This is a genomic window from Ruegeria sp. YTSA105 (assembly GCF_059610225.1).
Genome location: NZ_JBXWNE010000010.1, coordinates 109272 through 132325 on the forward strand (window position 1 = coordinate 109272; position 23054 = coordinate 132325).

The 23054-nt window shown below is 55.4% G+C and carries 21 protein-coding genes; 19 read left to right on the forward strand and 2 right to left on the reverse strand.

Going from position 1 to position 23054, the window contains the following annotated elements; all coding sequences use genetic code 11:
* Window positions 1-188 precede the first annotated feature (188 nt).
* From dprA to AC2FH2_RS13890, 4 genes are all read left to right on the forward strand, one after another.
* Complete coding sequence (dprA, locus tag AC2FH2_RS13875; RefSeq protein ID WP_496823995.1) at window positions 189-1319, forward strand: DNA-processing protein DprA; 1131 nt, start codon at window positions 189-191, stop codon at window positions 1317-1319.
* 150 nt (window positions 1320-1469) lie between these two features.
* Window positions 1470-4103: a type I DNA topoisomerase gene (topA, locus tag AC2FH2_RS13880; RefSeq protein ID WP_496823997.1), complete on the forward strand. Its 2634-nt coding sequence runs from the start codon at window positions 1470-1472 to the stop codon at window positions 4101-4103.
* 91 nt (window positions 4104-4194) lie between these two features.
* Window positions 4195-4899: a CoA transferase subunit A gene (locus AC2FH2_RS13885; protein ID WP_142637982.1), complete on the forward strand. Its 705-nt coding sequence runs from the start codon at window positions 4195-4197 to the stop codon at window positions 4897-4899.
* On the forward strand, window positions 4899-5525 hold the full coding sequence (locus AC2FH2_RS13890; protein WP_142637980.1) for a 3-oxoacid CoA-transferase subunit B: 627 nt from the start codon (window positions 4899-4901) through the stop codon (window positions 5523-5525). Before AC2FH2_RS13885 ends, AC2FH2_RS13890 begins: the two co-directional genes overlap by 1 nt.
* Before the next feature lie 43 nt (window positions 5526-5568).
* Here AC2FH2_RS13890 and AC2FH2_RS13895 read toward each other — a convergent pair whose 3' ends face one another.
* A complete protein-coding gene (locus AC2FH2_RS13895) occupies window positions 5569-6435 on the reverse strand; it encodes a lytic transglycosylase domain-containing protein (RefSeq protein WP_271950510.1) in 867 nt (288 codons plus the stop codon).
* Window positions 6436-6787: 352 nt separating this feature from the next.
* Here AC2FH2_RS13895 and AC2FH2_RS13900 point away from each other — a divergent pair, with 352 nt between their 5' ends.
* The 15 genes from AC2FH2_RS13900 to pdeM all read left to right on the forward strand — a co-directional run bounded on the left by AC2FH2_RS13900 (window position 6788) and on the right by pdeM (window position 22015).
* Window positions 6788-6994, forward strand: a complete 207-nt coding sequence (locus AC2FH2_RS13900) for a hypothetical protein (protein WP_142637976.1) — start codon at window positions 6788-6790, stop codon at window positions 6992-6994.
* Window positions 6995-7075: 81 nt separating this feature from the next.
* Window positions 7076-7285, forward strand: coding sequence for a hypothetical protein (locus tag AC2FH2_RS13905; RefSeq protein WP_142637974.1), 210 nt, complete (start codon window positions 7076-7078; stop codon window positions 7283-7285).
* Window positions 7286-7428: 143 nt separating this feature from the next.
* Entirely contained in the window at window positions 7429-8310 is an 882-nt protein-coding gene (cpaB, locus tag AC2FH2_RS13910) for a Flp pilus assembly protein CpaB (protein ID WP_496823999.1), read from the forward strand.
* 194 nt (window positions 8311-8504) lie between these two features.
* On the forward strand, window positions 8505-9911 hold the full coding sequence (locus AC2FH2_RS13915) for a type II and III secretion system protein family protein (RefSeq protein ID WP_271950515.1): 1407 nt from the start codon (window positions 8505-8507) through the stop codon (window positions 9909-9911).
* A 17-nt stretch (window positions 9912-9928) separates the two neighbouring features.
* Window positions 9929-10558 (forward strand): OmpA family protein, encoded by a 630-nt coding sequence (locus tag AC2FH2_RS13920; protein WP_142637968.1) that lies wholly within the window; start codon window positions 9929-9931, stop codon window positions 10556-10558.
* Between the two features lie 194 nt (window positions 10559-10752).
* Window positions 10753-11988 carry a CpaE/TadZ family protein gene (locus tag AC2FH2_RS13925; protein WP_496824001.1) on the forward strand — a complete coding sequence of 412 codons (1236 nt, stop codon included), beginning with the start codon at window positions 10753-10755 and terminating at the stop codon, window positions 11986-11988.
* 24 nt (window positions 11989-12012) lie between these two features.
* The gene (locus AC2FH2_RS13930; protein ID WP_282022130.1) at window positions 12013-13455 is read left to right on the forward strand and encodes a TadA family conjugal transfer-associated ATPase; all 1443 of its coding nucleotides are present in this window, start codon (window positions 12013-12015) and stop codon (window positions 13453-13455) included.
* An 11-nt stretch (window positions 13456-13466) separates the two neighbouring features.
* Window positions 13467-14435, forward strand: coding sequence for a type II secretion system F family protein (locus tag AC2FH2_RS13935; protein ID WP_142637962.1), 969 nt, complete (start codon window positions 13467-13469; stop codon window positions 14433-14435).
* A 10-nt stretch (window positions 14436-14445) separates the two neighbouring features.
* Entirely contained in the window at window positions 14446-15423 is a 978-nt protein-coding gene (locus AC2FH2_RS13940) for a type II secretion system F family protein (RefSeq protein WP_142637960.1), read from the forward strand.
* A 6-nt stretch (window positions 15424-15429) separates the two neighbouring features.
* Window positions 15430-16011 (forward strand): tetratricopeptide repeat protein, encoded by a 582-nt coding sequence (locus AC2FH2_RS13945; protein ID WP_185956705.1) that lies wholly within the window; start codon window positions 15430-15432, stop codon window positions 16009-16011.
* A gap of 29 nt (window positions 16012-16040) precedes the next feature.
* The gene (locus AC2FH2_RS13950) at window positions 16041-16892 is read left to right on the forward strand and encodes a tetratricopeptide repeat protein (RefSeq protein ID WP_142637958.1); all 852 of its coding nucleotides are present in this window, start codon (window positions 16041-16043) and stop codon (window positions 16890-16892) included.
* 3 nt (window positions 16893-16895) lie between these two features.
* Window positions 16896-17432: a prepilin peptidase gene (locus tag AC2FH2_RS13955; RefSeq protein WP_142637956.1), complete on the forward strand. Its 537-nt coding sequence runs from the start codon at window positions 16896-16898 to the stop codon at window positions 17430-17432.
* A 118-nt stretch (window positions 17433-17550) separates the two neighbouring features.
* Window positions 17551-18858, forward strand: a complete 1308-nt coding sequence (locus tag AC2FH2_RS13960; RefSeq protein ID WP_142637954.1) for a DUF8689 domain-containing protein — start codon at window positions 17551-17553, stop codon at window positions 18856-18858.
* 40 nt (window positions 18859-18898) lie between these two features.
* On the forward strand, window positions 18899-21310 hold the full coding sequence (locus AC2FH2_RS13965; protein ID WP_496824003.1) for a ligase-associated DNA damage response DEXH box helicase: 2412 nt from the start codon (window positions 18899-18901) through the stop codon (window positions 21308-21310).
* A gap of 42 nt (window positions 21311-21352) precedes the next feature.
* Window positions 21353-22015, forward strand: coding sequence for a ligase-associated DNA damage response endonuclease PdeM (pdeM, locus tag AC2FH2_RS13970; protein ID WP_496824005.1), 663 nt, complete (start codon window positions 21353-21355; stop codon window positions 22013-22015).
* Between the two features lie 6 nt (window positions 22016-22021).
* Here the strand turns inward: pdeM and AC2FH2_RS13975 are convergent, their stop codons facing one another.
* Complete coding sequence (locus AC2FH2_RS13975) at window positions 22022-22765, reverse strand: LytTR family DNA-binding domain-containing protein (protein ID WP_271950522.1); 744 nt, start codon at window positions 22763-22765, stop codon at window positions 22022-22024.
* Window positions 22766-23054: the final 289 nt, after the last annotated feature.

Genomic DNA, 23054 nt, shown 5'->3' on the forward strand with positions numbered 1-23054 from the left:
ATGCATTGATACTTTGCGGAGAGGTGTTTTCCGACTTCCGACTCGGCCGTATTTTTTGCCGTTGTTTTTCAACAACCTACGCAACTGAGACAACCGAGACTCGAAATATATCCGGAAAATTTGATGGGATTCACACGCTGTTAACCCTGGCAGCCGTAAACCAGTTCTGCAATCAGACGGAGCAACGGATGACCGAAGAGCAGCTTTCTTCCAATCACCCCACACTCCCACCCACCACGGAAGAGGATCGGTTTTCCTGGCTTCGTCTGTTGCGTTCTCGCAAAGTGGGCCCGGCGACGTTTCGGCGGCTGCTTCGCGAACATGGCTCGGCGCAGAATGCGCTGGCCGCGCTGCCGGAAATGGCACGCGCTGCCGGAATAGAAGGGTATGAAATCTGCCCGCCCGGCGTGATTGAGGCGGAACTCAAGGCCGCAAAAGCTGCCAATGCGCGGCTTTTGTGCCTAGGGTCCGCCGATTTCCCATCCGCTTTACATGATCTGAATGATGCTCCGCCAATGTTGTGGGCAATCGGCGACCTCTCTCTTTTACAGCGCCCCTCGGTCGCTATGGTCGGTGCCCGCAACTGCTCATCTCTGGGCGCGCGAATGGCGCGCGGATTGGCGACCGATCTGGGAAAACAGGGTTATGTGATTGTTTCTGGCCTGGCCCGCGGGATTGATACCGCGGCGCACCTAGCCACGGTTGAAACAGGCACCATCGCCGTTATGGCGGGGGGGGTCGACGTGGTTTACCCTGCTGAAAATACCGATCTTGCCGCTGAAATCGCAGGTTCCGGGCTGCGCGTCTCGGAACAACCGATGGGCGTCACGCCACAGGCGCGCCATTTCCCGCGTCGCAACCGGATCATCTCGGGCCTGGCAAAGGCCGTTATTGTGGTCGAAGCCGCCGCCAAATCCGGCAGCCTGATTACAGCGCGCGACGCCTTGGACCAGGGGCGCGATGTTCTGGTCGTACCCGGGCACCCCTTTGACGCGCGTGCGGCCGGCTGCAACCTGCTGATCCGCGACGGTGCTACTTTGATAAGGTCTGCAGAAGATGTGATCGAAGCGCTACCGCAGCAAGCGAACCTATTCGAACCCCAGCAAATGCTCCAAAAGAATTTACCCCGCACACCATGCTCAACCAATGACCTGGAACGCCTAATTCTGACCCGGCTCGGCCCCTCTCCTATCGCCGAAGACCAGTTGATCCGCGATGTTGAGGCAACGGCGGGTGAAATTGCCCCGGTTTTGGTCGATCTGGAACTGGACGGACGTATTCAACGCCAACCCGGGGGTCTTCTGTCATTGACCGCCTGAGTGTTGGATATCCAATCTTACACATGTATCCCATTGAAATCGCCTATAAATCCTTGCTTTCAAAGGAACGCATTGACAATTCGCTCTTGCCCTACACATCTTGCACACTCATAGAAGGCGCCAATTCCGTCGAGCGAGGTTTCCCCTTAAATGCCTGTAGTTGTTGTAGAATCCCCTGCCAAGGCCAAAACAATCAATAAATATCTTGGCCCGGACTACACGGTTCTGGCGTCTTACGGCCATGTTCGAGATCTGCCGCCCAAAGATGGCTCGGTCGATACCGAGGATGAGTTTGCGATGAAATGGGAGGTCGGGAACGACAGCCGCAAACATGTCAAAGCCATCGCCGACGCGCTGAAAGAAGACAACGCCCTGATCCTCGCCACCGACCCCGATCGTGAGGGTGAAGCGATCAGTTGGCATTTGCAGGAAGCACTGACCAAACGCCGGTCGATCAAAAAGGATACGCCTGTCAGCCGGGTGACCTTCAACGCCATCACTAAGGACGCAGTGACCGAGGCAATGCGAAACCCCCGTCAGGTGGACATGCCACTTGTCGAGGCCTATCTGGCCCGCCGTGCGCTGGATTATCTTGTGGGGTTCAACCTGTCGCCCGTCTTGTGGCGCAAACTGCCTGGTGCAAAATCCGCAGGCCGCGTGCAGTCTGTCTGCCTGCGCCTGATCGTCGAGAGAGAGATGGAAATCGAGGCGTTCAAACCGGTGGAATACTGGTCGGTGCGCGCCCTGTTCGAAACACCCCGTGGTCAGACCTATGAGGCACGCCTGGTCACACTAGCCGGTAAAAAGCTGGACAAGCACGATCTGTCCTACTCAACCCAGGCCGAACTGGCGGTGCAGGCGATCACCAGCCGCGCGCTCAGTGTCACTTCGGTCGAGGCGAAACCCGCCGCTCGAAATCCCAGCGCACCCTTCATGACCTCGACCCTGCAGCAAGAGGCCAGCCGCAAGTTCGGCATGGGTGCGCGTCACGCGATGCAAGTGGCACAGCGCTTGTATGAGGCCGGCTACATTACCTATATGCGAACCGATGGCATCGACATGGCCCCCGAGGCCGTGGCGGCTACGCGCGAGACCATCGCCGACCGCTATGGCGCGGAATATGTGCCGGACAGCCCTCGCATCTATAAGAACAAGGCAAAGAACGCGCAGGAAGCCCACGAATGCATCCGGCCTACGGATATGACCCGCGATGCCAAAGCGCTGAAGGTAACGGACGACGATCAGCGCAAGCTCTATGACCTGATCTGGAAACGCACCATTGCCTGCCAGATGGCCGCTGCCCGGCTGGAACGCACAACTGTCGAAATCGGAAGCGAAGATGGGCAGGTTGGCCTGCGCGCGACCGGTCAGGTGGTGATGTTTGACGGGTTCATGCGTGTCTATGAAGAAGGCCGCGATGATGTCGCCGATGAGGATGACAAACGCCTGCCCCAGATCATGCAGGGCGACCCTGCACGGTTCTCTAAAACCACGTTGCGGGATCAGTTCACCAAAGCGACAAGCGATGGCACGGACCGGGCCGCGAAAGAGGCCATTCTGTCAGACAATGAATCAGTTCTGGCGCTGCAACATCACACTCAACCGCCGCCGCGCTATACCGAGGCGACGTTGGTCAAGCGGATGGAAGAGTTGGGGATCGGCCGACCGTCGACCTATGCCTCGATTGTCACAACGATTCAGGACCGGGAATATGTACGCAAGGACAAGAACCGGCTGATCCCCGAAGAAAAGGGGCGGATCGTCACGATTTTTCTGCTGAACTTCTTCCGTCAGTATGTCGGTTATGAATTCACCGCCAATCTGGAAGAACAGCTGGACGATGTGAGTGCAGGTGATCGGGACTATAAGGATCTGTTGGGCAAATTCTGGCGCGACTTCTCGGCCGCGATTGGCGAGACATCGGAACTGCGCATTTCCGAAGTGCTGGACAAACTGGACGAAGCACTGGCACCGCAGCTCTATCCGCCACGCGAGGATGGATCTGACCCGCGTGTCTGTCCGAAATGCGGCGCGGGCCAGTTGCACCTGAAAACTTCACGCACTGGCGGGTTCGTCGGCTGTGGCAACTATCCCGAATGCACCTATACCCGTCCTATCGCCGGTGAAGGTGCAGAGGGTGAAGAGCGCCTGCTGGGTGAAGATTCAGGTGATGATATCTGGCTGAAGACCGGTCGGTTCGGGCCTTATGTTCAACGTGGAGAGCCAACGCCTGAGAACAAGAAACCTCCGCGCGCCTCGCTGCCACGTGGCTGGAGCAAGGATGATATGGATCTGGACAAGGCGCTGACATTGCTATCCCTGCCCCGCCAGATTGGTGAGCACCCCGAGGGCGGTATGATCAGCTCGAATTTCGGGCGGTTCGGACCATATCTGATGCACCAGCTGGCGGATGAGGCCAAACCGGTTTATGCAAACCTCAAAGACCCCAATGACGTGTTCGAGATCGGCATGAACCGCGCGGTCGAATTGCTTGCTGAAAAGCGCTCCAATCCGGGACGCGGACGCCGGGCTGCGGCCAAAGCGCTGAAAGAACTGGGGGAACATCCCGATGGTGGCGCAATGCAGGTTCTGGATGGGCGCTATGGTCCATATGTGAAGTGGGAAAAGGTCAACGCGACCATTCCCAAGGACATCAAACCCGAGGACGTAACGCAGGAAATGGCCATCGAACTGGTCAATGAGCGCGCGGCCCTGAAAGGGACCAAGAAAAAGGCGGCGCCCAAGAAAAAAGCCGCCAAGAAGACAACCAAGAAGGCCGGTTAGGTAGAAATACCACCCTTCGCCCGGTTTCATTGACTTCCCCGTGACGTGACGGCACAACCTGCCCAACACCATCTCATTGGGGGAGTTTTCCATGAAGAAAATCTATGCCAATGCCAACGAAGCGCTCGATGGCGTACTTTCGGATGGCATGTTGATCGCCGCTGGCGGGTTTGGCCTGTGCGGGATTCCCGAGCTGCTGCTTGAGGCAATCAAGACCTCGGGTGCCAAAGACCTGACCTTTGCCTCGAACAATGCGGGCGTGGACGATTTCGGTATCGGTATCCTGCTGCAAACGAAGCAGGTCAAAAAGATGATCAGTTCATATGTGGGCGAAAACGCCGAATTCATGCGTCAGTACCTCAGCGGTGAGCTTGAACTGGAATTCAACCCTCAAGGCACCCTGGCCGAACGGATGCGCGCAGGTGGTGCCGGGATCCCGGGTTTCTACACAAAAACGGGCGTAGGCACCGTTATCGCCGATGGCAAAGAACACAAGGACTTCAACGGCGAGACCTATATTCTCGAAGAAGGTATTTTTGCAGATCTGGCGATTATCAAGGCGTGGAAAGCCGACGACACCGGCAATCTGGTGTTCCGCAAAACCGCCCGAAACTTCAACGTGCCCGCCGCCACTTGCGGTAAGATCTGTGTGGTCGAAGTTGAAGAGATCGTGCCCCGTGGCTCTCTGGACCCTGACATGATCCACCTACCTGGAATTTACGTGCATCGTATCATTCAGGGCAATCACGAAAAGCGCATCGAACAGCGCACCACCCGCAAGAAGGAGGACGCATAATGCCCTGGGACCGGAATCAGATGGCCGCCCGCGCGGCGCAAGAGCTGGAAGACGGCATGTATGTAAACCTCGGCATCGGTATCCCGACGCTGGTGGCAAATTATGTTGGCGACAAGGATATCACCCTGCAATCCGAAAACGGAATGCTTGGTATGGGTCCCTTTCCTTTCGAGGGCGACGAAGACCCGGACCTGATCAACGCAGGCAAGCAGACGATCACCGAACTGTCTCGGACTGCTTATTTCGACAGCGCTACGTCTTTCGCCATGATCCGGGGCGGCAAAATCGCCGCGGCAATCCTGGGTGCCATGGAAGTGGATGAAAAAGGCGATCTGGCCAACTGGATGATTCCCGGCAAGCTGGTCAAAGGCATGGGCGGCGCGATGGATTTGGTTGCAGGTGTAGGACGTGTGATCGTGGTTATGGATCACACCAACAAACACGGTGAATCGAAAGTGCTGAAAGAGTGCACCCTGCCGCTGACCGGCAAGGGTGTTGTGGATCGCATCATCACCAATTTTGGAGTTCTGGATGTGGTCGATGGCGGCCTGAAGATCGTAGAGCTCGCAGATGGTGTCAGCGAAGATGAGATGCGCGCCGCGACACAGGCGACGATTGTCGACTGATCAATTCACCTAATGGCAAGGCCCACTTCAGTGTGGGCCTTGGTCAATTAAGAGCCTGAAACACGCACCCGTCAGAAATCAACTCGGGCGGTGTCGAACACAGCGCTCGCGCCACCTGAAAAGCCGCGAGAACCTTGGGCACATAGTCCCGTGTTTCCGCATAAGGCGGTACACCACCATGTTTGCGAACCGCGCCCTCGCCCGCATTATATCCGGCCAGGACCAGGATCGGGTCGTTTCCAAACTCTTCCATCAGCCAGTTCAGGTATTTCACTCCGCCCGAGATGTTCTGCCCCGGGTGAAGGCTGTCCTCGACCCCAAATCGTTTCGCGGTCGCGGGCATAAGCTGCATCAGCCCCTGCGCCCCGGCCGAACTTTCCGCCTTCTCCCGGCCTGCCGATTCAACCGAGATGACGGCCAGCACCAACGCAGGCGACACATTTGTCCCTACGGTCGAGCGTAAAATGTCGATCCCCTGCCGCTGAGCAATATTCTGAAGCGTCTGCAATCGGGGCGAGGCTACGTTTATGGCGGCTAGCGCATTTATCGAATCCTGCAAACGACCCGAACTGGCTTCATCTATCCCGGGTGAGATCCTGTCCCAGAACGCTTTATAAGACCCGACGGGTTTGTTTTGCGGTGAAATTCCCGGAAGCCCCGGAGGCGTAACACGTGTCCTCGCGATAATCTCAGGAACTACGATCTCAGCCCCTGTGCTGGGCGCCGAAGGTGCTGAGGCATGTTCTGTAGGCGATATCTGAACGGTAATGCGCGGGCGCTGACCGGGCTTGGCTGCTTTGATCCGTTTATATACGCCACGCGGTTCGACTTCGTTGGCGGGGACAGACACAGGTGCGGACACCACTGCCAGCGCCAAGCCGGCGCAAGTTATTGCGTTCCGGAGATTCATTTGCCTGCCTCATGTTCTCTTTTGCGTCGATTTGAACCCCGAATCTGTCTGTAAGGCCAGAAAAACAATGTGAATTGGGGCAATTTCGCCTCATTTGGCGCCATTTTGCATCGGGTTTTATCGGTACTCGTACGAAGGGATCATTTTTATTTCTTTAATTTCAATTAGTTAATCGGAAAGCTACCAAAAAGTTAAGCTGAGGCACAAAAATTTGGGGTTTGGCCCAATTCCTGCCACGCCCAACAGGCAAACATAATGCCATACCGAGACGATCGGGAGCGGACTGAGAGACGAAGCTCTGGAAGACGCCGAGGTTCATTAGACTTATTAGATCCTTTAGGAGGGACGTAACATGATCAAGTTCATCAAGAACTTCACCACTGACGAAGACGGCGCCGTAACAGTAGACTGGGTCGTTCTGACCGCAGCTGTTGTTGGCCTGGCCGCTGTTGCTTGGACACAGGTTAGCGACGGTGTCGACGATCTGGCTGGCGACATTGACACCGCCCTGACGGGTGTTGTTGTTACTGCACCTAACGCGGGCCCAACAACCCCGTAATTATTTAGATAGAATTTTGAAGGGGGCTGCGCTCGTCAGATCGCGGCCCCCTTTTTTATAGAAAAAAGACGAGGTCCTGCGATGAAGGGTATTTCAAAATTCTTATCCGGGGAACATGGCGCAATCACCGTTGATTGGGTGGTGCTTACTGCTGCGCTGGTCGGCCTTGGACTTGTCACCGTATTCAATTTGACGGGCGGGGTACAACACGTCGATACCGAGACGGGTAACGCACTTCGCGGTATAGAGGTCTATTCTGCGAATCAGGAACAGGCATCGGAATCAGATTGATCAATCTGGCACTAAGGACACGGGCGTCAAAAAAATACTTCATTGTCCCCCTTTTCGACACAATTCTCCTGTAACCAATAGTCAGTTGAAGTCGTATTCCCTATGACGACTGACATCGCATACAAATAATCGAGGGAACGCGCATGCGTGCAGTATTTGGACTTGTCCTGATTGTTGGGGTGGCTCTGGCAGGAGGAGCCGTTTATATGGCGCGGGACTATATTTCTCAGTATCAGGCGGAATTGGCTAGAGAACGTTTGGCGGCTCAGGAAGCATTGGCAAATGTTAAGTCCGTCCCGACGGTGGACGTTCTGGTTTCGAACCGTGCTCTTAAATATGGTGAGCGTCTGGTCGCCGAAGATGTGCGGATCGTGAAATGGCCTGAGGATGCAATTCCCGAAGGAAGCTTCCTTGAAATGGCCGTCCTGTTTCCAGAGGAGGCCAGTGGCGACCGCTTCGTTCTGAGGACCATGGAAAAAGACGAAGCCCTGATGGAGGTCAAAGTAACCAAACCAGGCGAGGCAGCGGGTCTGACATCACGAATCGCGAAAGGTAAGCGCGCATTTGCAATCAGCGTGGACGTTGCCTCGGGCGTATCCGGCTTCCTTCGCCCTGGTGACAGTATCGATGTTTATTGGACCGGTTCGTATGGTGGCGGAATCGATGGGTCGCGCGGCGAAATCACCCGCCTGATTCAAACCAGCATTGAGTTGATCGCTGTTGACCAGAGCGCCGGGTCCGATCTGACCGGAGCCACGATCGCGCGCACCGTTACGGTCGCTGCTACTCCGGAACAAATCGCGGCACTGGCTCAGGCTCAGAACACCGGCCGCCTGTCTTTGGCGCTGGTTGGCGTGCAAGACGACACAATCGCAAGCGCGGTCGAAGTTGACCAAAGAAAACTTCTGGGCATTAAAGATGTCGTCCCCGTGGCACCCAAAATCGCGGAAGAGGTCTGTACGGTCAAGACGCGCCGCGGTGCCGAGATCGTCGACACGGGAATAGTAACACCCTGCACAAATTAACAGAAAATCAGTGCGTTACATGACCGGGGCCGCGCGAATTGCGCGGCCCTAATTTGTTCGCATGTTGCGCATTGTCCACATAAGGAAAATTCCAGAAACCATTGATTATTGCAATAAATTCTCAATTCGCGCAGTGTTATCAGACATAAGGCAGTAGCCGCAAAAAACGAGGCGTGATCGGAGAGGCAGGTCACATGAAAAGAAGTTCCTGGATAAGCGCAGCCCTATTGGGCTTGGCGCTCGTAATTGGCCCAGTCGGCAATGCTGCCTGGGCTGAAACACTTCGCGTGGTAAAGAAGGGTACAGCGGAAACGCTTGATGTGCCAATGAACCGCGCAATAGTTGTAGAAAGTGAGCAACCGTTTGCCGAACTCAGCATCGCCAATGCAGGCATCGCTGATATTTCGTCGCTTTCGGATCGTACTATCTATGTTTTGGGTAAGGCTCCTGGCCTGACGACCCTGACATTGTTCGACGGCGCAGGTAATCTACTTGCTAATGTTCGGGTCCGTGTGGCACCGGATGTTACCGAGTTTAAAGAACGTCTGCGCCAGATTTTGCCAACCGAGCCTATCGAAGTTCGCACCGCCAATGACGGTATCGTTCTTTCTGGCACAATTTCTAGCGCTGCCAAGTTGGCGCGGGCATTGGAGCTGGCAGAGCGCTATGCACCGGAGCGCGTATCGAACCTGATGTCGGTTGGCGGCGTTCAGCAGGTCATGCTGAAAGTGCGCTTTGCCGAGATGAATCGGTCGGTGGCTAAAAGCCTGACTGCATCGCTTGGTTTCGGCGGCAGTGATGTGACTGGCGGTATCAACACGCTGAACAATGCTGGTGCTTTGGCAAATGCCCTGAACAACAACATTCCGGCGGTACAGACGAATACCGGCGCAATTCTGTTCGGCTTTGGCGCAGGCTCCACACAGGTTCGTCTGCTGCTGGAGGCGCTCGAGTCCAAAGGACTGGCGCGCAGCCTTGCAGAGCCTAACCTATCCGCACTTTCGGGTCAGGAAGCGACGTTCCTTGCAGGTGGTGAAGTTCCTATTCCGGTACCGCAGGACGACGGCGTAATTGCGATTGAATACAAAGCCTTCGGTGTTGAAATCGACTTTATCCCCCGCGTTGTGGATGGTGATCTGATCAACCTTGAAATGGCTGCTGCCGTGTCAGCTATCGATGGTTCGTCGAACTTCACCATTCAAGGTGATAATGTTCCATCTTTCATCACACGCCAGACCAGCACAACGGTTGAGCTGCGCGATGGTGAAAGCTTTGCGATCGCTGGCTTGATCCAGGATGATTTCACCGACCTGAACAGCCAGATTCCTTGGTTGGGTGACGTCCCGGTTCTTGGCGCCCTCTTCCGCAGCGCGGAATATCAGCGTCAGCAAAGTGAACTGGTGATCATCATCACAGCCCACCTTGTGTCGCCGACTCGTGGCGAGGCACTGGCTCTGCCTACGGATCGGGTCAAACCGCCCAGCGAATTTGATCTGTTCGTCAATGGCAAAGTCGGTCGGACTGAACGTCTGGGTGCCGGTGCAGCTTCGGAAGTCGCGAATCAGGACTTCGGTAGCTCGTACGGCTACGTCCTGGATTGATTAGGAGGATAGGACCAATGCAGAAGTGGATCATCACACTGGGTCTTTCGGTCGCTGTCGCCGCATGTACGCGTGAGGCCGGATACGAAGCCGATCAAGGCGCGTTCGGGAATGCGACACTGAACAACATTCAAGTAATGAATGGCGAACTGACATATGCCCAGATCCTGGGCCAACGGTTCGCAGCCGAAGTGCCGACCCAGATCAACTTTGATTTCAACAGCGCTCAACTGGACGAAACAGCTCGGCGAGTACTCTTGCGTCAGGCGAACTGGATCAAACAGTTCCCCGAGGCACGGTTCCGGGTCTATGGCCATACGGATGCTGTTGGATCAACGGCATATAACCAAAGCCTGGGCCAGCGGCGCGCGAATGCGGCTGTTGCGTTCCTTACGCAGCAGGGTATCTCTCGCTCGCGGTTGGAGGCGGTTGTTTCATTCGGTAAGTCTCGACCTCTCGTGGCTACGCCGGATCGAGACCGTCGCAACAGGCGCACCGTGACCGAAGTATCAGGCTTCGTTGATCGTGCACCCCAGCTACTCGATGGCAAATACGCCGCTATCGTCAATCGTGAGTACGTGGAAAGCGCGGTTTATGAATCCCAGCTGCGCCGCGAGACCGCTATTGGCGATACAAGCGAACAATAAACTGTGATTGGGCGACATCGTCGCCCAATTCCCTACAATTGGTTCTTTTGCGCCTAATTCTTGCCTAAGTTCCAAGCCACATTTTCAACAATTGGGTGACCTGCGTCCGAAAATGGCCGCAATAGGGTGACAGCAAGCCAATCCTGTCCTCTGGGCCAGGATGGTTCGCCTACCCTTCGACGAGGATTGTGTTAATGACAAGCGCCACGCCGCAAAACGAAGAGACCGCAATTCTGGCCTGCACGATCAGCCGTGATGTCCAGAATTTCGATCTGCTTATAGAAGATATGGAAGGCGCTTTGGGTGAGCGTTGGGGCGATCTCGGCTTTGCCGAAGCCCTGACATTTTTCAACCAACCCGAGGCGAATTCACTGCAATTTGTCGCGTTGGCCATTGATGGCGAGGATGAAGACAACCTGTCACTGATGGGTGAAATCATCACACAGGCCAAAGACAAAAAAATCAAAATAGTTCTGATTGCCGAGGACGTGACCCCAGCTTCGCTGCATCAGTTGTTGCGCAAGGGCGCGGACGAATTCGTCCCCTACCCTCTTCCAGAAGGTGAATTGCAAGAAGCAATCGACCGGATGAACAAACCCGAACCCGTCGCCGTTGCCCCCGGATCAGATGCCGCACGTGCAGCTGGCGACTCTAAAGAGGGTGCTTTGTTTGTGGTTCAAGGACTTGCCGGTGGGGTCGGGTCGACGACTATGGCCGTCAACCTAGCTTGGGAACTGGCAACGGTCTCTGACAAAGAGGCCCCTTCGGTTTGTTTGATTGACCTGGACCTGCAATACGGAACGGTTTCGACCTATCTGGATCTTCCCCGTCGAGAAACTGTATTCGAGATGCTGTCTGATACGGCGGCAATGGATGATGACGTCTTCAACCAGGCGCTTCAGTCCTATGAGGACAAGCTGCAGGTGCTAACTGCGCCGTCGGATATGGTGCCTTTGGATCTGATTACGCAAGAAGATATCGAACGGGTGATCGAAAAGGCGCGAAAACACTTCGATTATGTGATCGTCGACATGCCAACGACATTGGTTCACTGGTCGGAAACTGTACTGCAGGCCGCCCATGTTTACTTTGCCCTGATAGAACTGGACATGCGATCGGCTCAGAACGCATTGCGCCTCAAGCGCGCTTTACAGGCCGAGGAACTACCCTTCAATAAGTTGCGTTTCGCTCTCAATCGCGCCCCGAAATTTACCGATCTGAATGGTAAGGGCCGGGTCAAGCGCATGGGTGAAAGCCTGGGCATCTCTATTGATCTTCAACTGCCGGATGGCGGCAAACCCGTGATGCAAAGCGGTGATCACGGTCTGCCATTGGCCAACGCTGCGGCCAAGAACCCACTGCGCAAGGAAATCGCAAAGCTTGCGAAGTCGCTGCACAGCCTGGGCAGCAGTAGCGCCGAAGCCGCATAACACAATCCCACAGGGAGAGCCGCCGTGTTTTCAAGATATAAAAAACCCGAAGCACAACCGGTCCAGGCACCGGCTAAATCGCCCGAGGCCACACCTGCACCTGCAGCGGAGCAAGCATCAACCGCTACTGCAGTTGCCCGGCGACCCACCCCCAAAAAGGCGGCCGAGGTTGTAGGGGCGGACAAGGAACGCAAGCGCAAAGAGCGTCTGGGCGAAATCAAGATCGAACTCCACCGCGAGCTTCTTGAAAACCTGAACCTAGCGGCCCTTGAGAAAGCTGGAGAATCCGAGCTGCGCTCGGAAATCAGTGCGATTGCCAGTGAGGTTCTGGAATCCCGCAACATCGTTCTGAACCGCGACGACCGGCAGCAGCTGAACAAAGAACTTTATGACGAAGTAACCGGTCTTGGCCCTCTCGAGACCTTGCTTCAGGACGACTCTGTCAGCGATATTCTGGTCAACGGCCCGCAGCAAATTTTCGTTGAACGGTTCGGTAAGCTAGAAATTAGCGACGTTACATTTAAAGACGAAAAGCACCTGATGCGGATCATCGACAAGATCGTATCCGCCGTGGGCCGCCGTGTTGACGAATCCAACCCCTATGTGGACGCCCGTCTGGCGGATGGCTCGCGTTTTAACGCCATGGTGCCACCGATTGCCGTTGACGGCTCGCTGGTATCCATTCGTAAGTTCAAAAAAGATAAGCTGGCCATTGATGACCTGGTGAATTTTGGTGCCTTCACCGAAGAAATGGCCGCCTATCTGCAGGCTGCTGTATCTACACGCCTGAATGTGATCGTTTCGGGCGGTACCGGTTCCGGTAAAACAACCACGCTAAACGCATTGTCCAGCTTTATCGACGACGCCGAGCGTATTCTGACCATCGAGGATACAGCGGAACTCCAGCTGCAACAGTCTCATGTTGGCCGGATGGAAAGCCGCCCGCCTAACGTCGAAGGCAAGGGTGAAGTCAGCCCCCGCGACTGTCTGAAAAACGCCCTTCGTATGCGTCCCGACCGTATCATCGTGGGTGAGACACGGGGCTCGGAAGTTATCGACATGCTACAGGCCATGAACACTGGCCATGATGGCTCGATGACAACGATCCACGCGAACTCGGCCCGAGACGGGATTTCGCGTCTTGAAAACATGATCGCGATGGCCGGGATCGAAATGCCGATCAAGGCCGTCCGTAGCCAGATCTCCAGTGCTGTGAACCTGATCGTTCAGGCAAGCCGCCTGCAGGACGGCTCGCGGCGTATGACTTCGATCACCGAAATCACTGGTATGGAAGGCGATGTGATTTCCATGCAGGAAATCTTTCGTTTTCAACGCGTTGGATTAACGCCCGACAACAAGATTATTGGCCATTTTACCGCGACCGGCGTTCGCAGCCACTACTCCGAACGCTTCCGTCTGTGGGGCTATGATCTGCCCCCTTCGATTTACGAACCAACGACTATGTAGGAGATCTTGAAATGCAACTGCCTATGGAGGCACTGATCTACGTCGCGATCTTCGTAGGCGTACTTGCGTTGGTGGAAGGAATCTATCTGGTTGCCTTCGGAAAATCCATCAGTCTGAACAGCCGCGTGAACCGCCGTCTGGACATGCTGGATAAAGGCGTCGGGCGCGAACAAGTTCTGGAACAGCTGCGCAAGGAAATGCAGCAGCATATGAAGTCCCAGAGCATTCCGCTCTATTCCCTGTTGGCGGACAAGGCTCAGAAGGCCGCCATCGCCTTCACACCCCGTCAGTTGATCCTGATTATGGTGTTGGTGACAGGCTTTGCCTTTATGGGGCTCAGTATTGCAACGGGAACGGAAACCATAATGCGGGCCGCTATTTCGGTCGCAATCGGTGTTGGCGGTGTCTATGCGTGGGTAAACAACAAGGCCAAAAAGCGTATGGCAATGCTGGAAGAACAGTTGCCAGATGCTGTGGAATTGATGGTTCGGTCGCTTCGCGTCGGGAACCCTTTTGTGTCCACCATTCAAATCGTCGCAAATGAAGTCCAGGATCCACTCGCCACTGAATTCGGGGTTATCGCTGATGAATGTGCCTATGGCCGTGACGTCGGTGAATCTCTCAAAGATCTGGCACAACGACTGGATATGCAGGATCTACGGTTTTTGGCAGTGGCCGTCGGCATCCAACAGCAATCCGGTGGTAACCTGGCCGAAATTTTGGCCGGTCTGGCCAAGGTGATCCGGGCCCGTTTTCGACTTTTCCGGCGCGTCAACGCCATCACAGCTGAGGCAAAATGGTCAGGAAAATTCCTATCTGGATTTCCACTGTTCTGCCTGGGATTCATTTTGGTGAACGACCCCGGGTACTATGACGAAGTTATGGATCACCCATGGTTCATTCCTGCCTGTTTCTTTGTCGGCATCATGCTGACACTGAACCTGATCGTCATGCGCATTCTAACCGACATCAAGGTCTGAGGACACCACCATGGAAATCCTGACCCAAATAAATGACTTTCTAACCGAGCTCCTTGGCCCCTTCGGTCCACTGATCGTGGTTGGTGTACTTGGACTGTTCATGATCTTGATCACAGTCCCCTTGATCCTGAGCCAGCCAGAAGATCCCCTGAAGAAACTGCAGCGTTCTAATGCAGCCCCTCGACAGGATAAGAAGGTCAAAAAGGACAAGCTCAGAACCAGCGGGCGAAACGAGCAGCTTGAGAAGTTTGCCAACTTCCTTGAGCCACAGAATAAGGAAGAACTGTCTGCCATGCAGCTGAAACTGCGGCAGGCGGGGTATCAATCAAAGGACGCAGTTCGGTTCTTCCACTTCGCTCAATTTTCCTTGGGCATCATCGGAATTGTGATTGGTGTTTTGCTGGTCACTGTCCTTTCCGACGGTCAGGAATTTACCGCGCAGCAGATGATAATACGAGTTCTTGTCCCGTCGGCCGCCGGGTATTTTCTGCCACGCTATTGGATCACCCGAAGGGTCGCAGAACGGCAAGAAGCGATCACCGCAGGCTTTCCCGATACTCTTGACCTGATGCTGGTCTGTGTCGAGGCTGGCCAGTCGCTGGACCAGGCCATCGTTCGCGTCGCACGCGAAATGAAAGCTTCCTACCCTGAGATTTCGCTTGAATTTGAAGTCGTCGCCCACGAATTGAAGGCCGGTAAGGACAAGGATACGGTTCTTCGCGATTTTGGTACGCGCTGTGGCGTTCAGGATGTTAACTCATTTGTGACGGTGATGATCCAATCGGCAACATTCGGTACATCCATCGCCGAAGCCTTGCGGGTTTACGCTGGCGAGATGCGAGATAAGCGCGTGATGCGCGCCGAAGAGGCCGCTAACAAGTTGCCAACCAAAATGACACTCGCCACTATGATGCTGACGGTGCCACCGTTGCTGGTCATTCTGGTTGGACCCTCGGCCAAAGGCATCGCTGAATTCGGCGGAGGCTAATAGCCTATGAAATTGAAACCCAGGTGCATCCAAACGGGGATACGCCGCGTGTTACAGGCCACCGTGGTTCTTGCCACGGTGGCTTCTTGCACGGAAACGGGGTCCTCCGGGGATCTGGATGCACCTGGCATTGATCGTAAAGCCCCGGCCGAGGATCAGATCGCAGTTGGCAACCGGCTGATGGCTTCGGGTGAATACGAGCTTGCGTTGGATGCCTTTATCCGCGCAGCGCTCAATCAGGGAATGACAACGCAGATCCTGACCTCGATGGGGACGGCAAATCTGGGCCTTCGGAGGCTTGGACAGGCGGAAACACTGCTGCGCCGTGCGGTTGAAGATGACCCCGAATGGTCTGTCGCCTGGAACAATCTGGGTGTGTTGCTGATGGAAATCGGTGAATACCCCGAGGCCGCTCAGGTCTTTCGCCGGGCCTATGCTCTCGATAATGGCGAAAGTGACGCAATCCGGGACAATCTGCGGTTAGCTCTCGCAAAAATGGAAAATACTGATAATAATACCCCTCAAGAACAAGAATACACACTGGAGCAGCAAGGCGACGGGCAATTCATGCTGCGCAAGCTCCCGTAACATAGGCAAGAGCAGTAAGGGACGCAAAAATGCGCCAACAATTCTTGATTCCGTCTATCGCAATCTGCGGGCTGATCCTCTCAGCCTGTGAAAAAGAGTCCGAAGAAGAAAAGGTCGAGCGTACATTTCAGGAGGTGAACGTCATTGACGAAACCAACCTGAACGACGTTCTTCTGTCGGCCGCCGATCCGAACGAAGCCGTTACCTATTTCCAGGGTGCCGCCGCCAAGAACCCGGGTCGTATAGACCTGCAACGTGGGCTGGCGATTTCACTGGCGCGCGCTAAACGGACGACCGAGGCAACCGCCGCCTGGAAAAAAGTCACCACGATGAGCGGTGCGACCAATGTAGACAAGGTCGAATACGCAGATTCTCTGGTACGTTCCGGGAACTGGTCACAGGCCAAATCGACATTGGATTCGATCCCGCCGACTTTTGAATCTTTCAAACGCTACCGCCTGGAAGCCGTCGTCGCGGATTCACAAAAAAACTGGAAACGCGCGGATCATTTCTATGAAACCGCCGTGGGTCTGACGACCCGCCCCGGTGGTGTGATGAACAACTGGGGATATTCCAAGCTGACGCGCGGCCAGTACGACGAAGCCGAACGGTTATTCACCGAGGCCATTCGACAGGATAACTCTCTATTCACGGCAAAGAACAATCTGGTCCTCGCCCGGGCTGCACAGGGCAATTACAGCATGCCTGTCGTTCCCATGTCTCAGGTCGAACGCGCGATGTTGTTGAACACAATGGCCATCTCGGCGGTGAAACGCGGTGATGTGGCGACGGCCAAGAACCTGTTCCGCGAAGCGATCGCCACCCATCCGCAACATTACGACGAAGCCGTTCGATCCCTGCGCGCGCTTGAGGAAGCCTGATACATGCATATTCCAGCGGGTGCTGCGGCCTGGTTTTTGCCGTTCGTACTGCCGATCTGCTATTACGTGGCCTTCACCGACCTGCGTGACATGCTCATCAAGAATCACGCCGTAGTAGCACTGGCTTCGGTATTTGCGGTCATCGGTTTGTTTGTCCTGCCGCCCTGGTCGGATGGTTGGATTACCGGCCCGTTTTCTGTGTCCCTCCCACCCTATTTGTGGCAGCTGTTACATATAGTTGTAATGCTGGTCATCGGCATTCTGCTCAACGCAGCCGGCATTATGGGAGCCGGAGACGCAAAATTCATAGCCGCGGCCTCAGCCTTTGTTTGGATGGGCGATTTCACATTGGTATTGTTGATCCTGATGTCGACCACCTTGGCGGCCTTTGTCACGCATCGATTGGCCAAACATACCGCCCTCAGAGCTATTGCCCCAGATTGGGAAAGCTGGCGTCGGGACAAACAATTTCCAATGGGTTTCGCGCTTGGTGCAACCCTGGCCATCTACCTGATACTTGGAACTGTTTACGGCTCGTAAACTATCATCAGTCCGCCTTGTCCCCGCCTTGGAACTGACACAAAGCCCGGCCAAATTTTCGTCAAAGGGCCCTTTTCAGGGCTATTGGCGTGAATACTGAATTAGACGGGCAACGCTCATGAATATGCAGACAACCTCGGTAATGGCCCCCCCTACCCCAAAGGGGTTGGGCGATATGCAGCTTCCTATTGTTATGATGCGGGATATCCTGCTGAAAACTATCTTTCGTAAAACCGTAGATACAGTTTCCGAAGTTGCCCAAGCGATCTGCTTGCCGGGTTCTGTCACACAGGAATTGATCGACCTTGCCCGCGAACAAAAGCTGCTGGAAGCAACCGGTACTTTGAACGCCAACAGCGGCAATGAGATGGGGTATCAACTGACCGATGCGGGCAAAGCGCGTGCATTGGATGCGCTGAGCCAGTCCGAATATTTCGGCGCCATGCCCGTCCCGTTGGATGTGTACCGCGAGCAGGTAAAACGCCAGTCGATCCGGAATATCCAGGTTTCCCGCGACCAGTTGACCGGGGCAATGGGACATCTGGTTCTGCCTGACAGCCTGCTGGACCACCTTGGACCCGCGGTCAGTGCAGGCCGATCAATCCTGATGTATGGACCTCCGGGTAATGGTAAATCCTCTATCTCGAACGGTATTCGGGATGCTTTGGGCGATAATGTCTATGTCCCATATGCCATCGAATACGCTGGTCAGGTGATCACGGTGTATGACCCGATTGTACACACAGCCATCGAACAAGAAGCAGATGATCCCAATAGCTTGCGCCGCCGCAAGCGGTTTGATTCGCGCTATGTCCAATGTGAAAGACCAACTGTTGTGACTGGCGGTGAACTGTCACTCAGCATGCTCGATCTGGTTTATAACCCTACGGCGCGGACCTATCAGGCCCCGCTGCAGCTGAAATCGACGGGCGGCATCTTTATCGTTGACGACCTTGGCCGTCAGCAGGAACCACCTCAGGCCCTGATCAACCGCTGGATTGTTCCACTGGAAGAGAACAAGGATATCCTTGGCCTGCAATCGGGTGAAAAATTCGAAGTGCCCTTTGACACGCTGGTCATCTTTTCGACCAACTTTCACCCCAACGAGATCTTTGACCAAGCCGCTTTGCGCCGGATCTTCTTCAAGATCAAGATTGACGGTCCGAACCAAGAGAACTTCCTGAAAATCTTCGCCATGGTGGCCCGCAAACGCGGGATGCCTCTGGACGAGGCCGCATTAGTCCATCTGCTAAAGGTCAAATACCCGACCATCGACAACATCTATGCGAACTATCAGCCGATATTCCTGATTGATCAGATGATCTCGATCTGCGAATTCGAGGGCATCCCCTATCAGATGAGCCCCGATCTGATTGAACGCGCTTGGGCCAACATGTTCGTCAAAGATGAGAAAATCGTCAAATAACCTAATGCCATTTCGCTGACGGGCCGGGTAATCTGCCTTTATGACGCAGATTCCCGCCCGGATTACTGACTGGTTTGAAGACAAAGGTTGGTCCATCCACCCGCATCAGCAGGACATGTACGACCGGGCCCTTGAACCGGCGACGTTGCTGATAGCCCCCACCGGCGGGGGCAAGACAATGGCCGGATTTCTACCCACGCTGGCCGATCTGGCAGAGCGGGACCATGATGGCCTGCATACAATCTACGTCTCCCCTCTCAAGGCGCTGGCGGCAGATATCCGGCGAAACCTGCGTGGCCCAGCCGAGGAAATGGGCCTGGCCGTCCGGATTGAGGACCGCACCGGAGATACCTCAGCCACACAGAAAAAGCGTCAGCGAGTTGACCCACCGCAGATCCTTTTGACCACACCTGAAAGCCTGGCCCTGCTGACCTCTTATGAAGACGCCGGGCGGATGTTTCAGGGCGTGCAACGGGTGGTTGTCGATGAAATCCACGCCCTGGCCGAGAGCAAACGTGGCGACCAGCTGATGCTGGCGCTGGCCCGTCTGCAGGGGCTCTGCCCGGACCTGCGCAGGGTGGGCCTGTCTGCAACGGTCGAAGACCCCAATGCGATTGCCCGATTTCTGGCACGTCACCCTGATCCCTGCCGGATCGTTGAGGCCGATCCTGGGCCTGACCCCGATATCCAAATGTTGGAAACGCCGGAAATGCCTCCGTGGTCGGGCGGTGGCGCGGCCTATTCCATCCCTGCCGTTCTGGACCAGATCCGGAAGCATAAGACGACGCTTATCTTTCACAACACCCGCGCACAGGCCGAGATTTTCTTTCACAACCTCTGGCTTGCCAACGAAGACGGGCTGCCGATTGGCATTCATCACGGCAGTCTGGACAGGCAGCAACGCCAACGTGTCGAGGCCGCAATGGTTCGCGGTGAGCTGCGCGCAATCGTCTGCACAGGCAGTCTGGATCTTGGTATTGATTGGGGCGATGTAGACCTGGTCATTCAGATCGGGGCGCCTAAAAACGTCAAAAGGCTGGTTCAGCGCATCGGGCGCGCAAATCACAGATACAATGCCCCCTCCAAAGCATTGTTAGTGCCTGCAAACCGCTTCGAAGTTGTGGAATGCATAGCGGCACTTGAGGCTGTGCAAGCTCATGATCTGGACGGTGATCCCCGCGGCGCAGGTCCACGCGATGTGTTGTGTCAACATATCCTGATTGCCGCAGCATCCGGGCCATTCTTGGCCGATGACCTGTTCCGGCAAATGACCGCAGCGGGCCCCTATGCCGAGTTGACCCGAGCAGAGTTCGACGCCTGTTTGGACTTTTGTGCAACCGGGGGCTATGCCCTGCGCGCCTATGATCGGTGGCAAAGGCTGCAGCTACGGCCAGATGGGCAATGGCAGCTGCGTGACCCCCGTTCTGCGCAGCGTATCCGCATGAACCTTGGCACGATTCAGGACACAGATACATTGAAAGTCCGCCTGAAACGCAATCGAGGGGGCAAACCTCTGGGAGAGGTCGAAGAAGCCTTTGCTGCCTCGCTGACCCACGGAGATACCTTTCTGATCGGCGGCCAGATCGTGTGCTATGAGGGATTGCGCGAGATGACGGTCGAAGTCAGCCGCCGAGCGGATAAAAAGCCCAAGATCGCAACGTTTTCAGGCACCAAATTTGCGACCTCGACGCAGCTGAGCGACCGTATCCTGCGGCTGTTTGCACAGCCTGATTGGCCCCAGTTACCCGCGCATACCGCGGATTGGCTGGCGTTGCAGCGCGATATCTCGCGCCTGCCTCAGCGTGACAGGTTACTGATCGAAAGTTTCCCCAACGATGGGCGCGAAAACCTGTGTGTCTATGGTTTTGCAGGTCGCAACGCCCAGCAGACGCTGGGGCTGTTGCTGACCAAACGGATGGAAGAAACGGACCTTGCACCGCTGGGCTTTGTTGCCACCGACTATGCAACCCTGATCTGGGGGTTGGACGCGGTGATAGACCCGCGTCCGCTATTTCAGCCCGACGAGCTGCGCAACGGCTTGGAAACCTGGCTGGCGGGCAATGCCGTAATGAAGCGCACCTTTCGTGCCTCGGCCACGATTGCAGGGCTGATCGAACGGAACATGGCCGGTCAGCGCAAAAGTGGTCGGCAGGCCACGTTTTCCTCAGATATCCTCTACGATACTTTGCTGAAATACGATCCCGATCACCTGTTAATGCAAATCACCCGAGAAGAGGCCATGCGCGGTCTCGTCGATTTCGGGCGGATCGAGGCACTGATCGAGCGGATCGGGGGACGTATAGATCTGATGCGATTGGATCGGGTTTCACCTCTGGCTGCACCACTGTTTCTTGAGGTTGGCAAGGTACCCGTCAAAGGTGCTGCTGAAGAACGCTTGCTGGCGGAAGAAAGCGCGCGCCTATTGCAAGAGGCTGGGCTGAAATCCTGCTAAAACCTCTTGCACGCGATAGCGGAACGTCGCAAAGAACGTAACATGAACGAAGTTTCGATCTGTTTAGCCGGGCAAAATCTGCTCGCGCTTGGGTCTGGTGCCCTTTGGTGGCCCGACAAAAGCGTGCTTTGCGTGTCCGATCTGCATCTGGGTAAATCCGAGCGTTTGGCGCGCCGGGGCGGCACGACATTACCCCCCTATGACAGCCTGGACACCCTGGCCCGATTGGCCGCAGATATCGAGCACACGCAGCCTGACATCGTTATTTGCCTTGGGGATAGTTTTGATGATCTTGATGCCCTAAACGCCTTGAGTGTGCCCGACAGGCTGCAGATTACGGCGATGCAGGCCGGTCGCCGCTGGGTCTGGATCGAAGGAAACCATGACCCCGGCCCGGTAGATCTGGGCGGAAGCCATTTGGCCGAATATGCGGTTGACCCTCTGGTCTTTCGTCATATTGCGCAACCCAAGGGCAAGGCTGAGGTTTCGGGACATTACCACCCCAAGGCGCGCGTGCGGGTTCGCGGTCGTTCCATCACCCGCCCCGCCTTCCTGATGGATCAGGCGCGTCTGATCCTGCCTGCCTATGGGACTTATACTGGTGGGCTCTTTAGCTCGGATCACGTTCTGGACGCCTTGATGAGCGATCAGGCAATGGCGATCCTGACAGGGAAAATCCCGCAAATGATCCCAATGCCCAGATAGGGCGGCTCAGATCAGACCATCTTCCTCTAGGAACGGACGGTATTTCCTGCTGACCGGAACAAGCTCTTCGTTCTTCAGGCGCAACATGATCTTGCCACCCTTACGTTCGACCCCAGCAATGGCGTCATCGACAACCCAATGCGATCTGTGCGTGCAATGGCCCGGTATAGGTTCCATTTCCTCTATGGCGTCGGTAAAACGCGACCGGATCGTAAACGTGCCCTCAGAAGTCACCACATCCACATAGTGGTCTTGGACCGTCAAGCGATAGACCCGGCCCTGAAAGGATCCCGGCAACCGCTTGTACATGCGCGGCAGCGGAATTTCAGCATATTCGGATTGAGGTTTCGATGCCTCACGCCGCACCAGGATCAAGCCCACCGACAGCAAGGCGCCATAAGATGTTACGGATAACATATCCGGGCACGGCAGTCCGTTGGCCGAAAACAGCAACCAGACCATCAACCAAAGGCTTGGAACGAAAAGGACGAAAACCAAAGATATCAGCACAAGGTCGCGCCCAGAAAACTCGGTCTCGGCGAACAACCTGCGCAACAGTCTTCTTGCGACGCAGGTCACCCCTAGCGCCAGCGCCATCACCCCGATCCAGAAGGCCAAGCGCCAAGGAAAGGTTACTTCGATGGCCTGAAATGGTTGGAATACGAAGGACAATAGCAGAAGGAAAACCAGCCCGGCAATCAACCGGTACCCTACTATTTCGGCGAAAACTGGGCGCAGTTTCGTGAACATAAACACTCGACAACAACTCTCCGGGTCCAGCCAATACTACTGGGGACTTGCCATATTACAACGTAACCGGCTGGAATAGAAAGTTTATCACCAATACAGGCACATTCAATGCCCGTAATCTCACACTTAGTTTACATATTAACAAATTTTAGGCCGGGGAGTACCCCGGCCCTGAAAATCTACATGCACGACTGTCCGCTATGGGTCACACAGTCAGGCCTTCTGGTTCGGGGAGTTTGTTTGCGCGGCATGCGGCGGTCAGGGTGTTGGCCAGCAGGCATGCGATTGT

Excerpts from the sequence above, each read along its gene's own strand:
- AC2FH2_RS13925 (WP_496824001.1), top strand. The coding sequence starts at position 10,753 with ATGACAAGCGCCACGCCGCAAAACGAAGAGACCGCAATTCTGGCCTGC.
- AC2FH2_RS13895 (WP_271950510.1), bottom strand. The coding sequence starts at position 6,435 with ATGAATCTCCGGAACGCAATAACTTGCGCCGGCTTGGCGCTGGCAGTG.
- dprA (WP_496823995.1), top strand. The coding sequence starts at position 189 with ATGACCGAAGAGCAGCTTTCTTCCAATCACCCCACACTCCCACCCACC.
- AC2FH2_RS13890 (WP_142637980.1), top strand. The coding sequence starts at position 4,899 with ATGCCCTGGGACCGGAATCAGATGGCCGCCCGCGCGGCGCAAGAGCTG.
- AC2FH2_RS13975 (WP_271950522.1), bottom strand. The coding sequence starts at position 22,765 with ATGTTCACGAAACTGCGCCCAGTTTTCGCCGAAATAGTAGGGTACCGG.
- AC2FH2_RS13900 (WP_142637976.1), top strand. The coding sequence starts at position 6,788 with ATGATCAAGTTCATCAAGAACTTCACCACTGACGAAGACGGCGCCGTA.
- AC2FH2_RS13945 (WP_185956705.1), top strand. The coding sequence starts at position 15,430 with ATGAAATTGAAACCCAGGTGCATCCAAACGGGGATACGCCGCGTGTTA.
- AC2FH2_RS13885 (WP_142637982.1), top strand. The coding sequence starts at position 4,195 with ATGAAGAAAATCTATGCCAATGCCAACGAAGCGCTCGATGGCGTACTT.
- AC2FH2_RS13915 (WP_271950515.1), top strand. The coding sequence starts at position 8,505 with ATGAAAAGAAGTTCCTGGATAAGCGCAGCCCTATTGGGCTTGGCGCTC.
- pdeM (WP_496824005.1), top strand. The coding sequence starts at position 21,353 with ATGAACGAAGTTTCGATCTGTTTAGCCGGGCAAAATCTGCTCGCGCTT.
- AC2FH2_RS13950 (WP_142637958.1), top strand. The coding sequence starts at position 16,041 with ATGCGCCAACAATTCTTGATTCCGTCTATCGCAATCTGCGGGCTGATC.
- AC2FH2_RS13960 (WP_142637954.1), top strand. The coding sequence starts at position 17,551 with ATGAATATGCAGACAACCTCGGTAATGGCCCCCCCTACCCCAAAGGGG.
- AC2FH2_RS13965 (WP_496824003.1), top strand. The coding sequence starts at position 18,899 with ATGACGCAGATTCCCGCCCGGATTACTGACTGGTTTGAAGACAAAGGT.
- cpaB (WP_496823999.1), top strand. The coding sequence starts at position 7,429 with ATGCGTGCAGTATTTGGACTTGTCCTGATTGTTGGGGTGGCTCTGGCA.
- AC2FH2_RS13935 (WP_142637962.1), top strand. The coding sequence starts at position 13,467 with ATGCAACTGCCTATGGAGGCACTGATCTACGTCGCGATCTTCGTAGGC.
- AC2FH2_RS13920 (WP_142637968.1), top strand. The coding sequence starts at position 9,929 with ATGCAGAAGTGGATCATCACACTGGGTCTTTCGGTCGCTGTCGCCGCA.
- topA (WP_496823997.1), top strand. The coding sequence starts at position 1,470 with ATGCCTGTAGTTGTTGTAGAATCCCCTGCCAAGGCCAAAACAATCAAT.
- AC2FH2_RS13955 (WP_142637956.1), top strand. The coding sequence starts at position 16,896 with ATGCATATTCCAGCGGGTGCTGCGGCCTGGTTTTTGCCGTTCGTACTG.
- AC2FH2_RS13940 (WP_142637960.1), top strand. The coding sequence starts at position 14,446 with ATGGAAATCCTGACCCAAATAAATGACTTTCTAACCGAGCTCCTTGGC.
- AC2FH2_RS13905 (WP_142637974.1), top strand. The coding sequence starts at position 7,076 with ATGAAGGGTATTTCAAAATTCTTATCCGGGGAACATGGCGCAATCACC.